Origin of the sequence: Flavobacterium cerinum (assembly GCF_024496085.1) — a bacterium.
GTDB classification, from domain to species: Bacteria; Bacteroidota; Bacteroidia; order Flavobacteriales; family Flavobacteriaceae; genus Flavobacterium; species Flavobacterium cerinum_A.
The window spans coordinates 375,873-390,155 of sequence record NZ_CP101751.1; the positions used below are offsets into that span (position 1 = coordinate 375,873).

The window sequence follows — 14,283 nt, forward strand, 5'->3', positions numbered from 1 at the left end:
TTTTATTTCTTTTTTACAGCTGAACATCCAGCCATCGTGGTAATTTTTATTGCTTCTGTAGGTGGCAGACTTTCGTTTCTGCTCACTACTTCCTGAACTACGGAACGAGCCAGTTCTTCGAATGCTTTTTCGATTGGCGTTGCCGTTTGCAAAGCCGCCGGACGACCGTAGTCACCTGCTTCGCGAATACTTTGAACAATCGGAACTTCTCCTAAGAAAGGCACTTGTAAATCTTCTGCCAGATTTTTTGCTCCTTCTTTTCCGAAGATATAATATTTGTTTTCCGGCAATTCATCCGGTGTAAAATAAGCCATATTTTCAATGATTCCCAGAACCGGAACATTAATACTTTCGGCCTGGAACATTGACACTCCTTTTTTAGCATCGGCCAAAGCCACTGCCTGAGGTGTACTTACTACAACCGCTCCGGTTATCGGAAGCGACTGCATAATCGATAAATGGATATCTCCTGTTCCCGGAGGTAAATCCAGCAACATAAAGTCTAATTCTCCCCAATCGGCATCAAAAATCATTTGGTTTAATGCTTTTGCCGCCATTGGTCCTCTCCAGATTACCGCCTGATCCGGACTGGTAAAGAAACCGATCGATAAGATTTCCACACCGTAACTCTGGATAGGTTTCATTTTGGATTTTCCGTCAACCTCAACTGAAATCGGACGTGCTTTTTCCACATCAAACATAATCGGCATAGACGGTCCGTAAATATCAGCATCCAAAACGCCCACTTTAAAGCCCATATTGGCCAGTGTTACTGCTAAATTTGCTGTAATTGTTGACTTTCCAACGCCTCCTTTACCGGAAGAAACAGCAATAATATTACTGATTCCCGGAATTGATTTCCCTTTAATTTCAGGTTTTTCCGGAGCTTCAACTTTTATATTTACTTTTATTTTTGCCTTATCGTATATTTTTTCGTGGATGACTTTCATAATGTCAACCTCAGCGCGTTTTTTGATATGCAACGCCGGATTATGCAACAATAAATCGACCACTACTTCATCTCCGAAAGTGATTACATTTTGAACTGCACCACTTTCAACCATATTTTTACCTTCCCCGGCAACGGAAATTGACTCCAATGCCTTAAGAATTTCTTTTCTATCTAATTTCATTATTTAATTCACTTTAAGCCATTTATTAAGACTGACTTTATATTGCAAAGATAAGATGAAAAGTTCTTAAAATAAAGATAAAGAATTGTATTTGTTTATCGCTCGATAGCTTGATTTCATGCAACTATCCTGAAAAGCCCTGACGACCTGTAATTACAACACTTTCAAAGTATTCGCTTCTTCTGTTTTTTCAATTATATTCAATTCACGATTAAAAAACAACCTCAAAAACAACACTTTATCGGCAAAAAATCATTTTCTTTCTTTTATTTTCAAAAAAAACTGCAACCGAATTAGATCCGATTGCAGCTACAGGTAGTTAAATAAAGTGGATTATTCGTATTTCAGATATTTCAGGATATCAACCCGGGTTGCCTGATACGCTTTTGAAAGCACAATCAGCAAGGTTAACGATAGCAATACTATAAAACCGATAATAAAAGGTAATATCGTAATTGAAATCCGGAAAGCAAAATCTTCCAGCCATTTGTTCAGCAGGTAATAGGCCGGCATCGCAGCAAAGGCAAAACCAATGATACAAAAAACGACATATTGTACCGAAAGATTCTTTAATAACATTCCGGTTTCCGCTCCTAAAGTCCGGCGAATCGCAATTTCTTTAATTCTTCTTTCAATTGAATAAGAAGCCAGTGCAAACAATCCGAATAAAGCAATCGCAATCACGACAATATTAAGCAATGAAAACAAATTACGCTGTTTCACAAAAGTCTCATAGGTTCGCTCAAATTCCTTGTTCACAAAGTCATATTTAAACGGATATTCGGTATCGACTTTCTGTGTCCAGAATTTCTCCATATCAGCAAGCGTCTGATCCATATGCTGCGGGTCTACTTTTACATAAATCCGGTTAATATTAGATTGCATCCACGGAACGGTTTTAATATGAAAGAAAACCATTGGCGGTATTTCCCGCTGTAATCCGTATAAATGGAAATTATCGACTATTCCAACCACTTTTAATTTATGACCGTTCCATTCGATTTCCTTTCCAACCGGATCTTTCTCTCCCATCTTCTCCCATGTTACTTTATTGATCAACATTGTATTAACAGTGTCAGAAGCTAACTCCGGTGAGAGCATTCGCCCTTGAAGCAGTTTTATATCCAGCATATTCAGCAAATCAAAGTCGATTCCCATATTTTGTGCCTGAATCTGGTTATCATTATGCGTAAAACCTGTTGAAGACGAGGCCCCTCTACCGGAAAAATTAAATGTTCCTGCTTCTACGCCCTTAACGCCTTTTATTTTCTTCAATTCCTGCCGGATTGTTTTATATCGGTCGTAATCATTTCCGTCTCTTTTAGTACGATACGGGATTGTTATAACCTGATCGCCTTTATATCCCAATTCCTTATGACTCATATAACGTACCTGTTGGTATACGATATAAGAACCGATAATAAAAAATGTCGCAATAGCAAACTGAAGAATCAACATCCCGTTTCGAAGCCATATTCCGTTTTTACTTCGTCCGAAATTACCTTTCAGCACTTTTAAAGTTTCAAAATTCGACACATATATCGCAGGAAAAATACCCGCCAATGCAATAACCACTACCACGATCAGCAATAATTGCAAATAGAACTGACTTCCGATCATTTCGAGGTTTTTCTCTAAAAACGAATTGTAATATGGTAGCGCAAGTTCCACAATCATCAGCGACAAAATCAAGGCGCCACAAACCACTAATACGGTTTCAAAAACAAACTGCCATACGATTTGCTTTTTAGTAGCTCCTATAATTTTTCGGATACCGATTTCTTTCGCTCTTTTAATCGCATTTGCCGTAGCCAGATTGATATAATTCACAATAGAAAGCACGAGTATCAGCACCGAAAGGCCCATCATAATCCATAAAAACTGATAGTTTCCTTTCCCTTCTGCTAATCCGCTGGTTAAATCGCTTAATCGCGCTTTTGCCAATGGCGTCAATGAAACCTTGATACTTCCGTATTTTTTAATAAACTCCTGTTCCGTAATTCCCATTTCGGCAGCCGTTTTCCGGATACGGTGTTCGTAATAAATTTTTTCAATCTCTTTACAAACTGCATTCACTTTGGCCGGGCTATTGATTTTAAGCATTAATCCATAATTAAAATCGCCCCAGCTTTCGCTTGCCTTATCCATTTTCAAATACAACATCACATCAGGAGCCATCGAAGACTTACCCGGAATACGATATACGCCTCTTACCGCATAGGGTTTACCGTCATAGATCATTTGTTTTCCGATCGGATTTTCATCTTTAAAAAACAATTTGGCGACGTCTTCCGACAATGCTATACTACTCTGATCCTGTATGGCTGTTTTCGGATTTCCGGCTATAAATTCAAAAGGAAAATAGGAAAAGAAATTACTTTCGGCTGCTCCAATTTTCTTGATCATTTCTTTTTTCCCGTTGTAGTTCAGAATCTCTTCCGAATACCATGCCGTATAGTAACAGTAACTTTCAATATTTTTAGAGGATGCCTCCAGAATCGGAGCTGTCGGCGCTACATTCCAGGCCCATTTGCCCGCTTCACCCATATCGTTTATTACTTCATACACTTTATCTTTTTCCGGATTCCATTCGTTATAAGAATGCTCTTCGTTCCAATAGAGAATAGCGAATATCAATCCCGAAATTCCGATGCTCAACCCCAATATATTGAGTATTGAAAACAGTTTGTGTTGCTTAAAATGATACACAAACACGCTTAACCAGTTTTGTATCATCTTTATTTCGCAGTAATAGTTCCTAATGATTTTTTATCGGCCGTAACCGTTTTCGGCTTACCGTAATACTCAATTGCAGCCACCGAGCTTGCTTTCGCATCTAGTTTTTCACTTACGCTAACGCCTACTTTCGAAGCATTTTCCGCCTCAACAATTGCATATTTTGCTTTTAGATCGGCGCCTTTAAAAACAGCAGCCGAATGCGCTTTAAGTTTCATTTCATTGGTGTTTCCGGAAACGGTAGCTTTTGCTGCGCCGGAAAGAGACGCTACCAATACCGTTGCATTGATTTCGCCCTGAAAACCCGATCCGGAATTAAGTTCCAACTGTACATTTTTGGATTTGACATTCCCTTTAAATTGCGCTCCGGACGAAACATCAATCCTGGTTTCATCATTATTACTACTATTTTCAACCGTTAATTTTGCAGCTGATTTAATCTTAAATGTATTAACCGCCGGATTTGAAACGTCAACGCGTAATACTTTAAAATTTTGCTCTCCTTTTCCCGGTTTTACTGTAATTTTTAACACACCATTGTTTACTTCGGTACTAATCTTTTTTAATTTATCAGCATCATCAGTAGTCACTTTTAAAGTCGTTGCTTTGCTTTGTGTATAACGCACTTCTACTCCACTGGACGCTTCTATCGTTTTAAAATCGGCTATCGTTCTGTTTTCGCTTACCTGGGCTTTACAAATGAAGCCGATAAGACTTACGGTTAGCGCTATTACAATTCGTATCATGTTTTTTCTTTTTTAGCAGGTTTTTTTAATTTTCTTTGGCATCGACTAAAACGTCCACATTTCTGGCATTTTGTTTTTCGTTTAGAATTGCGCCGTCTTTCATATAAATTGTTTTTTGCGAAAAGGACGCATCATAATCCGAGTGGGTTACCATTAGAATCGTGGCACCATTCGCATGCAAGTCGGTTAAAAGTTCCATAACCTCGTTTCCGTTTTTACTGTCCAGATTACCGGTTGGTTCATCCGCCAGAATGATTTTCGGATTTGTAATCAACGCTCTCGCTACCGCTACTCTTTGTTGCTGACCACCTGAAAGTTGTTGCGGATAATGTTTTAGCCGGTGTCCCAATGAAAGACGCTCCGCAATCGTTTCCACTCTTTTTTTCCGTTCGGCACTCGCAACATTGTTGTAGATTAACGGCAATTCGATATTGTCATATACCGAAAGCTCATCGATCAGGTTGAAATTCTGGAAGATAAACCCGATATGTTGTTTCCGTAATCGCGCTTTATCATTTTCTTTCATTCCGATGATTTCCTGCTCCAATAACTGATAGCTACCTTCTGTACCACTATCCAAAAGTCCGATAATATTTAAAAGTGTCGATTTTCCACAACCCGAAGGTCCCATTACCGATATAAAATCACCTTCGTTTATTTGTAACGCAATCGCGTTTAAAGCAGCTGTCTGAACTTCTTCCGTTCGAAAAACTTTGGAAAGATTTTTAATGTTGATCATAACTGTTCGTTTTTAGATTGATTGATTTTTATTTGATGTAACGCTATAATGCGTTTTTGATTCTACTTCTTTTGTTTGATTTTTCCGTCATCCGGATAAAATTAATTCTTTTTCTGATTTGCTCTTTTACGGAACGGAAACTGCTCTATTTTTCGAATTGCAAAACAGCTACTTCTTTATAGTCCTGATAAGATGATGTAATTACACTTTCACCTTCTTTTAATCCTTCCAGTACTTCAAAATACAGTGGGTTTTCCCTACCTAATTTGATATTGCGTCGTACAGCTTTGTCTCCGTTGACAACAAAAATCCAGTTTCCGGATGTTTCCTGATTAAAACTTCCTTTAGGCAGTACCAGTGTTTTAACACTTTCAGATAAGGTCAGCTTTACACCAAAACTCAGTCCTTGTTTTAAATCCAGCTCTTTGGCTTGATCGAAGTCCAGTTCGACCAGAAACTTACCCTCTTTTACTTCCGGAATCACTTTTGTAATATGAACCGGAATCTGTTTTCCTTTGTATTCGATTTGTCCTTTTTGGCCTACCGTTACTTTTTCCAGATAAAATTCATCCACTTTAGCCAGTAATTTATAGCCTTGCATCACATCGATTTTTCCGATACTCTCACCCGCCTGATAATTTTTCCCTAAAATCGGTTCGAACGAAGAAAGTCGGCCGGACAAAGGTGCAGTTACCAAAAAGTTTCTCTTATTATCACGCAATATTCCAAGGCTTTTTTCCATTGTGGCAATCGACCGGTTAATTTGCTGAATCTGGATTTGATTGGTTTGTTTTTCCTTTTGTATGCTTTGCTGAATAATATTTTTTCGTTCCTGTTGGTAGCGAAAACCTTCGCGGGTTGTTTCCCATTCGTTTTTAGCAATAATCCCTTTTTTAAACAATTTCTCATTAAGATCATACAATTGTTTCGCCGTGTTATAATCGTGTTCAATGGCAACGAGGTCTTTCGCCAGATTCAGTTCCTGATTTCGGATATCAAGACGTGCTTTATTCAGGTTATTGATTTGTTCGATCATTGATGTTTCCTGTGTCAGATAACTTAATTCCGTATTCGGATTATACAATTTAGCTAATGCTTGTCCTTTTTCTACATGATCTCCGTTTTCAACAAAAATTTCCTGTACCGATCCGCCTTCGATAATATTAACCAAAATAGAGTTTAACGGTTCCACTTTAGCCTGGAAAATGATAAAATCTTCAAAGTAAGCTTTACTCACTGTTTTAATGCTAATTTCTTCTTTTTTTATGTTCAGGCTTTTCTCTTTTGTAATCATAGAATAAGCGAAATAACTTACAATCAAAAAAAGCAGCACAAACCCTATCCGATAGCTATTTTTTTTATTTTTACGAGTGATAACAGTATCCATTGTATTAATTTTTGACACTACATACAGTATCAATTTCGTGCCACAGATTTAAAAATCAAAAACTTACTGATTATCAACCTTTTTTAATTTCGTCATATTTTAGAAGTGTCCGATAATGAACACTTTTTTGACCGAAACCGAACACTCATGAAAAAAACACAAGCGCAGATTCTTATAATTGATGATCAGGATGACATTCTTTTATCCGCAAAATTGTTGCTAAAAAAACATTTTGAGGTTATCCACATCGCAAATTCGCCGAAAAAACTGGTTCAGTTGCTTGCCGATAACCCGATCGATGTCGTACTTCTGGACATGAATTACAGGATTGGCTTTGAAGATGGCCGTGAAGGCATTCATTGGTTAAAAGAAATCAAATTACTTGCTCCGAATACAGTGGTTGTTTTGATGACCGCATTCGGAAAAGTAGAAACAGCCGTTGAAGGTCTTAAATCCGGTGCTTTTGATTATGTTATGAAACCCTGGGACAACGACAATTTACTCACGGTGATCAACAATGCCGTAGCCAAAAGCCGGAAAGAGCATAAAAATAATCCGCTACAACAGCTAGCTGCCCGATCTGTTTTTATCGGTAATTCACCGACAATCAAACAGGCCTATACTATTGCCGATAAAGTAGCCCGTACCGATGCGAATGTCCTTATATTGGGAGAAAACGGAACCGGAAAATATGTTTTTGCCGAGTATATTCATCAGCATTCGAACCGAAAAGACCATCCTTTTATACACGTTGACCTGGGTTCCTTAAACGAAAATATTTTTGAAAGCGAATTGTTCGGTTATGCCAAAGGTGCTTTTACCGATGCTAAAGCGGATACACCCGGGCGTTTTGAAGCTGCACAGGACGGCACGATATTTCTTGATGAAATCGGGAATATTCCTTTACACTTGCAATCGAAATTGCTTCAGGTAATTCAGAACAAAACCGTTACCCGTTTAGGAGAAGCCAAAGCACGACCTTTAAATGTTCGGATTATTACAGCGACCAATCTGGATTTGAAACAGGAAGTTGCTTTTAAAAATTTCAGAGAAGATTTGTTTTATCGCATCAATACGATGACCATTATATTACCGCCGTTACGCGAAAGAAAGGACGATATTATTCCGCTTGCTCATTTTCTATTGTCACAACTGACAGAAAAATACGGTCGAAATACTCTTCTGTTCCATGATAAAGCTTTGGAAAACATGGAAAAGCACAACTGGAACGGTAATATTCGGGAAATGGAAAACCGAATTGAACGAGCCGTCATCCTTTGTGAAGATAATATCATTACTGCCACCGATTTGGATTTAGCATTGATCATTCCTGTAAACAATTCTCAAGAAGACGTACAGCTATCCGATCTGGAAAAACGAACAATCGAAAAAACACTGGCAAAACATCAGTATAATATCAGTAAAACCGCCGAGGAATTGGGGTTGTCCCGCGCTGCGCTTTACCGTAGAATTGAAAAATTCGGAATTGCAACAAACGAATAAACTACAACAAGATGACAAAATCTCTAAAACTTTATACCGCTTTTTTTATTCGGTTATTACTCGTACTGGCGATCGTCATAAGTTGTTTTTTTCTTTTCCAGAAGCAACTGTATTATAGTCTTTTTTGTGGTATTTGTCTTGTTGGCTTACTACTATTGGAATTGTTTTATTTTATTAAAAATGCTTTTTTATTTTACGACAAGACCATTTCGGCCATCTTACAAAACGATTTTTCGGCCAGTTATTCCGATGCCTATAAAACCGGAAATTACAGGAAACTTCATGAATTATACGAAACATTAAAAAACCAAAAAAATGAGATGACGTCAAAAGAAATAATATATCGTACGATCTTAAACAATATCGACAGCGGTGTTTTAATTCTTGAAAAAGCGGAAAACGATTGGCGGATTTTTCTGATGAATGATTATTTTTCAAATCAGTTTACCGTTCCGAAAGTTTCAAAGTGGCATTATCTTAAAAAACAAATTCCGTCCTTTTGTTCGGCAATTGAACAGTTCGGATTTCAGGAAGTAAAAACATCGGTTCAAATCCGTATCAATTCCGATAATGATTATCAAACCTTCCGACTTCAAGCCGCATTAAGTAAGAGCTACGACACCGAATATTACATTATCTTTTTGGATTCGATTCAGAAAGTAATCGAGAAAAAAGAGAAAGAAGCCTGGATTAATCTGATGAAAGTGATCTCACACGAATTAATGAACTCATTAACTCCTATTCGTTCGCTTTCACAGAATTTACAGGAAATTGTAAGCCAGGAAAACCTGACGCAAGAAGATTTTGATGATATCCGCCTAAGTCTTTCTACTATAATCAACCGTAGTGATCATCTTCAGTTTTTTGTCGATAATTACCGAAAATTAGCGATGCTTCCATCCCCACAAAAAGAAAAAATATCGTTGGCATCACTTATAACATCCTGTATTGCCACCATGGCTCCGTTACTTAAAACGCATGGCATTACATTGTATAATAAAATCGACTTTGACCGTTGGCTATTGATCGATCAAAAACAAATGGAACAGGTCATTTTAAATCTGCTGACGAATAGTATGTATGCCCTTTCAGATGATACAACGGATCGAAAAGAAATAGAAATTTCGGCTTCAGTTGCTCATAATCGGGTTTTTATTACAATTGCTGATAGCGGCAGCGGCATCGAAAAAGAGATACAGGATAAAATATTCCTTCCGTTTTTTACAACCCGAATAGAGGGTGCCGGTATCGGACTAACGCTTTCCAAAAATATTGTTGAGGCTCACGGCGGTTATCTTAATTTTCAACGTGACAGTAGTCATACTACTTTTATAATCAGTTTGATTGAAGGAGAAAAATAAGTTTTTACAACATCACTTCCGGTTGCCAGAATATTTTATCGAAATGAACCACCTGATTATTTTTCACTTTAACGCCCTCACTTTCGAGTAATTGTTGCATTAGGTTCGTTCCTTCAAAGTGATGTTTTCCGGTTAGCATTCCGGTTCGGTTTACCACACGATGCGCCGGTACATCATCTTTTCCGTGGGCGGCATTCATCGCCCATCCTACCATCCGGGCTGAGCGCGCTGCTCCTAAAGCTTTGGCTATCGCGCCATAGGAAGTTACCCGTCCGTAGGGAATTTGTCGGACAATAGTATACACTTTTTCGAAAAAATTCTCATTTTCGGCTTTCATTATCCTAAATGATTATTGATCAGTTTGATTAACGTAACGACAGACACCAATCCGGTTATAGAGCCGATAATGTAGTTGATATTGTTCATCAGAAAAGACGGTTTCCCGTTTTCTTTCTTTTTAAAAAAGACGATATAAAAGTAAAATACCAAAAAAGATCCTAGTACGGCACCTAACACAAACAGTGAGATATACGATTGATTAAAGAAAAAATAGCCGTTTCGCGAAAGCCATACGCTTACAAATACATAATAGGGTATCGGAAAAAGATTAAGTGCCGACAATAGCATTCCTAAAAAGAAGCGACTGGTCCGGCTTTTCATTTTAAGTTCTGCTTCCGGTTTTTTCGGTTTATTGGCGATCGTAAAGAAATAGATCGTTAGCAAAACAAAAATCCCGAGACCGATTTCCTGTAACAGGTTGATGATCTCCGGATTTCTGTCGATAAATTTTGCAAATAAAACAGCCAGATAAGTTTGAAAAAGAACGGTCAATGTCGCTCCCAATGCAAACATCATGGCTTTACTTCTGCCATCTCTAACACTTAGTTTTGCGGCCGTCATATTTAGCAAGCCGGGCGGAGTAATTCCGATCGACGCAACGGTAAAACCAAGTATAAGGGGCATGAAATAATTCATTTATTTTATTTTAAATTGAATATACGTAATTGCTTTGTTTTGTTCCAAATATTGTTGCTCATAAAATGTTTGAATTGCGGTTACCACTTCCGGTGCGCCTTCATTTTTATAAACATTATGATTGGCATAAATAACCTCATGTCCTTCACCGTGTAATAATCCAAGGGTATAACCGTGCATAAATTCGCTATCGGTTTTCAGGTTCATGGTTCCGTCCTTTTTCAGGATTTTTTTATACCGCTGTAAGAATTCCGAATTGGTCATTCTGTGTTTGGTACGCTTGTATTTAATTTGCGGATCCGGGAATGTAATCCAGATTTCATCTACTTCTCCTGCATCAAATACATGTTCTATAAGTTCAATCTGTGTTCGTATAAAAGCAACATTCGACAATCCGTTTTCCACAGCCGTTTTTGCTCCTCTCCAGAATCTTGCTCCTTTTATATCGATTCCGATAAAGTTTTTCTCCGGATATCGCGTTGCCAGTCCCACAGAATATTCTCCTTTTCCGCAGCCCAGTTCCAATACCAAAGGATTATCATTTTTAAAAACTTCCTTTTTCCATTTTCCTTTAAACGGAAAAGTTTCCGACACAACCTCTTCCCGGGTCGGTTGAAATACATTTCCAAACGTTTCGTTTTCTCTAAATCTCTTTAATTTATTTTTACTTCCCACGACTAAACTTAAAATTTTGGTAAAATTACGGAAATATCCATGAACTAAAATAGTTTTACTTTGCAGTTATCAAATAAGTTATTAAATATAATCTTATTTACATCGTAAACAATTAGAAACGGTTTACCATTCCCGTTATGCATTACAGGCTTTATCAAGCTTGTTCTTTCAGGGGTTGATTCGTGTCTTTTGAATTGCCCGCGGGGTAAAATGAAAAACTTTTGGAATTTTTGAGACAATGCATAAAGAACGAAAAAAAAGAATCTTAGTAGCTCCTTTAAACTGGGGTCTCGGGCATGCCACACGTTGCATTCCGATTATTGAAGCGTTAGAAAATCACGGATTTCAACCGGTGATTGCTTCTGACGGGGTTGCACTTTCACTTTTAGAAAAAGAATTCCCGCATCTTCAGGCTTTACAATTACCTTCCTATAAAATACAATACGCTCAAAACGGCGCTAATTTTAAATGGAAAATGTTTACCCAGATTCCGAACATGTTTCGCGCGATGAAAGGTGAACGTAAAATGGTGGAGCAATGGATCGAGGAAGAAGCAATCGATGGTATTATCTCCGATAACCGATTGGGTGTTTTTTCTTCCAAAGTACCTTCCGTTTTTATCACGCATCAGTTAAATGTATTAACCGGGAATACTTCCTGGATTACAACCAAAATACACCATCAGTTTATCCGGAAATATAAAGAATGTTGGGTGCCGGATATTGCAGGCAGTCCGAATCTTTCCGGGAAGCTAGGTCATACGGAAACTCCGGTTATGAATGTAAAATATATCGGCCCGTTAAGTCGGCTTCATAAAAAAAACATTGATCCGCTATATGATCTTATGGTTATTTTATCCGGTCCGGAACCGCAACGTACATTACTGGAAGAAAAATTAAAACTGGAACTAAAATATTTCGAAGGTAAGATCCTTTTTATTCGCGGTGTAATCGAAGAAGAACAAACGATTTCACGCCGACTTAATTTTACCTGTTACAACTTTATGAATACAGAAGAGCTGGAAATGGCCTTTAACCAAAGTAAAATGGTTTTAAGTCGTTCCGGATACACCACCATTATGGATTTGGCTCATTTGGGTAAAAAGGCCTTTTTTATCCCAACTCCAGGTCAATACGAGCAGGAATACCTGGCCAAAAAACTAAAGAAAAAGGGATTGGTTCCGTATTCCAGACAAGAGGACTTTAAAGCCAGTGATTTAAATCAGGTGGATTTGTATAAAGGATTAAAGAATATCACGCAGGAAATTACCTGGCGTCAATTATTTTGTCTTTTCGAGCGTAAAGGAAAACTCTGATCCTACTTCAAGTTTACTTTCCACATAAATACGTTCGTCGTGGGCTTCAATGATATGCTTTACGATTGCCAGACCTAAACCGGAACCGCCTTCCGATCGGGCACCGCTTTTGTCGACACGGAAGAAACGTTCGAACAAACGGGAAATATATTGTTTCTGAATCCCTTCGCCATTGTCGTTTACCCGAACAATCACTTTATTGTTCACCAAATCTTCAATACTGATTTCAGTTGTTCCGTTTTCTTTTCCGTATTTAATCGAATTTTCTACCAGATTCGTGACCACCTGTTGTATTCTTTCCTTATCGGCAAAAACCCGAATCGGTTTGGTATATTTCCGATCGAACATCAGCATGATATTTTTTTGATCGGCACGCATTTCCAGCAGATCGAATACATTCTGAACCACATCAACAATGTTGAATTCGGTAAACTCCAGATTCAGATCGCCCGTTTCGAGTTTGGTAATCATATCGAGATCTTTAACGATATAAATTAGTCGCTCTACTCCTTTTTCAGCTCTTTGCAGGTATTTTTTACGGATCGCCTTGTCATTCATCGCACCGTCCAGTAAAGTCAGCAGATAGCCCTGAACGGTGAACAACGGCGTTTTTAATTCGTGAGAAACATTTCCAAGGAATTCCCGGCGGTATTCCTCACGAATTTTTAAAGTTTCAATTTCAATTTTTTTGTCTTTTGCGAATTTTTGTACTTCATTCATCAAGGTAGCCATATCGGTTGTAACCGGCTGACTTCGCAATGTGGACGAATCCAGTAACGACACGTCGTCATAGATTTTTTTAACCCGTCTGTAGATAAAGCGCTCTACACGATATTGCAGTACAAAAAAGGAAAAGAAATAAACGCTTAAAGCAAAAACAATACAGAATTTATAGTTCAGTTCGTAAAACCAATAGGTCAATCCCGCAATTAATAAGGTTGAAAAAAGGGTAATATAAAGTGCAGATTTGACTGCAAATCTGTATGATTTTTTAAAGCTTATGGACATTTATATCTCTAATTTGTAGCCTACTCCTTTGATTGTTTTGAATAAATCGTCACCGATTTTTTCTCTCAGTTTTCGGATATGAACATCGATGGTTCTTCCGCCCACTACTACTTCGTTACCCCAAACTTTATCTAAAATTTCCTCTCTTTTAAATACTTTTCCGGGTTTTGAAGCCAACAGATAGAACAATTCAAATTCTTTACGCGGCAGGATAATTTCTTCTCCTTCTTTTACAATTTTATATTCCTCACGGTTGATTTCAATCTCACCTACTTTCAGCACATCACCCTGTTGCTCTTCTTCTTTTAAGCGGCGCAATAACGCTTTTACCTTACTCACCAAAACTTTCGGTTTAATTGGCTTTGCGATGTAATCGTCGGCTCCGGCATCAAACCCGGCTACCTGTGAATAATCTTCACTTCTTGCCGTCAGGAACGTAATAATAACGTTAGACAGTTCCGGAATTTTACGAATATTTTCGCAGGCTTCCATCCCATCCATTTCGGGCATCATCACATCCATAATGATCAACTGCGGCAGCTCTTTTTTTGCTTTTAAAATGGCTTCTTTACCATTGCTTGCCGTTACTATCTGATAACCTTCCTGTGATAAATTGTACCCTACGATTTCGAGGATATCCTGCTCATCATCAACCAATAAAATCTTAATGTCTTTTTTCTTCATAATGGACACGCTATGTGTGTT

At 38.0% G+C, this 14,283-nt stretch carries 13 protein-coding genes; 3 read left to right on the top strand and 10 right to left on the bottom strand.

The features are described from left to right. Positions 1–2: 2 nt before the first annotated feature. The 5 genes from NOX80_RS01620 to NOX80_RS01640 form a co-directional block, all read right to left on the bottom strand. A complete protein-coding gene (locus NOX80_RS01620) occupies positions 3–1,133 on the bottom strand; it encodes an Mrp/NBP35 family ATP-binding protein (protein WP_256551595.1) in 1,131 nt (376 codons plus the stop codon). A 333-nt stretch (positions 1,134–1,466) separates the two neighbouring features. Next, a complete protein-coding gene (locus NOX80_RS01625; protein WP_256551596.1) occupies positions 1,467–3,869 on the bottom strand; it encodes an ABC transporter permease in 2,403 nt (800 codons plus the stop codon). 2 nt (positions 3,870–3,871) lie between these two features. Further along, positions 3,872–4,615, bottom strand: coding sequence for a GIN domain-containing protein (locus tag NOX80_RS01630; protein WP_256551597.1), 744 nt, complete (start codon positions 4,613–4,615; stop codon positions 3,872–3,874). Positions 4,616–4,640: 25 nt separating this feature from the next. Then, positions 4,641–5,354 carry an ABC transporter ATP-binding protein gene (locus NOX80_RS01635; protein ID WP_256551598.1) on the bottom strand — a complete coding sequence of 238 codons (714 nt, stop codon included), beginning with the start codon at positions 5,352–5,354 and terminating at the stop codon, positions 4,641–4,643. Between the two features lie 145 nt (positions 5,355–5,499). Beyond that, positions 5,500–6,741: an efflux RND transporter periplasmic adaptor subunit gene (locus tag NOX80_RS01640; protein WP_256551599.1), complete on the bottom strand. Its 1,242-nt coding sequence runs from the start codon at positions 6,739–6,741 to the stop codon at positions 5,500–5,502. A gap of 147 nt (positions 6,742–6,888) precedes the next feature. On the opposite strand from NOX80_RS01640, the gene NOX80_RS01645 reads away from it, so the two are divergent. Continuing rightward, on the top strand, positions 6,889–8,244 hold the full coding sequence (locus NOX80_RS01645) for a sigma-54-dependent transcriptional regulator (RefSeq protein ID WP_256551600.1): 1,356 nt from the start codon (positions 6,889–6,891) through the stop codon (positions 8,242–8,244). A gap of 11 nt (positions 8,245–8,255) precedes the next feature. After that, the gene (locus NOX80_RS01650) at positions 8,256–9,605 is read left to right on the top strand and encodes a sensor histidine kinase (RefSeq protein ID WP_256551601.1); all 1,350 of its coding nucleotides are present in this window, start codon (positions 8,256–8,258) and stop codon (positions 9,603–9,605) included. A gap of 4 nt (positions 9,606–9,609) precedes the next feature. Here NOX80_RS01650 and NOX80_RS01655 read toward each other — a convergent pair whose 3' ends face one another. From NOX80_RS01655 to trmB, 3 genes are read right to left on the bottom strand one after another with little or no spacing between them, the layout of a single operon-like run. Then, positions 9,610–9,942: an MGMT family protein gene (locus tag NOX80_RS01655; protein WP_256551602.1), complete on the bottom strand. Its 333-nt coding sequence runs from the start codon at positions 9,940–9,942 to the stop codon at positions 9,610–9,612. Further along, entirely contained in the window at positions 9,942–10,568 is a 627-nt protein-coding gene (locus tag NOX80_RS01660) for a LysE family transporter (RefSeq protein WP_256551603.1), read from the bottom strand. The genes NOX80_RS01655 and NOX80_RS01660 overlap by 1 nt, the downstream gene beginning before the upstream one ends. Positions 10,569–10,580: 12 nt before the next feature. Further along, entirely contained in the window at positions 10,581–11,255 is a 675-nt protein-coding gene (trmB, locus tag NOX80_RS01665) for a tRNA (guanosine(46)-N7)-methyltransferase TrmB (protein ID WP_256551604.1), read from the bottom strand. 238 nt (positions 11,256–11,493) lie between these two features. Between trmB and NOX80_RS01670 the strand changes: the two genes are divergently transcribed. Beyond that, positions 11,494–12,570 (top strand): glycosyltransferase, encoded by a 1,077-nt coding sequence (locus NOX80_RS01670; protein ID WP_256551605.1) that lies wholly within the window; start codon positions 11,494–11,496, stop codon positions 12,568–12,570. Here NOX80_RS01670 and NOX80_RS01675 read toward each other — a convergent pair. Together NOX80_RS01675 and NOX80_RS01680 are read right to left on the bottom strand one after the other, a co-directional pair. Next, positions 12,535–13,578 carry a sensor histidine kinase gene (locus NOX80_RS01675; RefSeq protein WP_256551606.1) on the bottom strand — a complete coding sequence of 348 codons (1,044 nt, stop codon included), beginning with the start codon at positions 13,576–13,578 and terminating at the stop codon, positions 12,535–12,537. The genes NOX80_RS01670 and NOX80_RS01675 overlap by 36 nt on opposite strands. Continuing rightward, positions 13,579–14,262: a response regulator transcription factor gene (locus NOX80_RS01680; RefSeq protein ID WP_256551607.1), complete on the bottom strand. Its 684-nt coding sequence runs from the start codon at positions 14,260–14,262 to the stop codon at positions 13,579–13,581. Positions 14,263–14,283: the final 21 nt, after the last annotated feature.

Excerpts from the sequence above, each read along its gene's own strand:
- NOX80_RS01620 (WP_256551595.1), bottom strand. The coding sequence starts at position 1,133 with ATGAAATTAGATAGAAAAGAAATTCTTAAGGCATTGGAGTCAATTTCC.
- NOX80_RS01625 (WP_256551596.1), bottom strand. The coding sequence starts at position 3,869 with ATGATACAAAACTGGTTAAGCGTGTTTGTGTATCATTTTAAGCAACAC.
- NOX80_RS01630 (WP_256551597.1), bottom strand. The coding sequence starts at position 4,615 with ATGATACGAATTGTAATAGCGCTAACCGTAAGTCTTATCGGCTTCATT.
- NOX80_RS01635 (WP_256551598.1), bottom strand. The coding sequence starts at position 5,354 with ATGATCAACATTAAAAATCTTTCCAAAGTTTTTCGAACGGAAGAAGTT.
- NOX80_RS01640 (WP_256551599.1), bottom strand. The coding sequence starts at position 6,741 with ATGGATACTGTTATCACTCGTAAAAATAAAAAAAATAGCTATCGGATA.
- NOX80_RS01645 (WP_256551600.1), top strand. The coding sequence starts at position 6,889 with ATGAAAAAAACACAAGCGCAGATTCTTATAATTGATGATCAGGATGAC.
- NOX80_RS01650 (WP_256551601.1), top strand. The coding sequence starts at position 8,256 with ATGACAAAATCTCTAAAACTTTATACCGCTTTTTTTATTCGGTTATTA.
- NOX80_RS01655 (WP_256551602.1), bottom strand. The coding sequence starts at position 9,942 with ATGAAAGCCGAAAATGAGAATTTTTTCGAAAAAGTGTATACTATTGTC.
- NOX80_RS01660 (WP_256551603.1), bottom strand. The coding sequence starts at position 10,568 with ATGCCCCTTATACTTGGTTTTACCGTTGCGTCGATCGGAATTACTCCG.
- NOX80_RS01670 (WP_256551605.1), top strand. The coding sequence starts at position 11,494 with ATGCATAAAGAACGAAAAAAAAGAATCTTAGTAGCTCCTTTAAACTGG.
- NOX80_RS01675 (WP_256551606.1), bottom strand. The coding sequence starts at position 13,578 with ATGTCCATAAGCTTTAAAAAATCATACAGATTTGCAGTCAAATCTGCA.
- NOX80_RS01680 (WP_256551607.1), bottom strand. The coding sequence starts at position 14,262 with ATGAAGAAAAAAGACATTAAGATTTTATTGGTTGATGATGAGCAGGAT.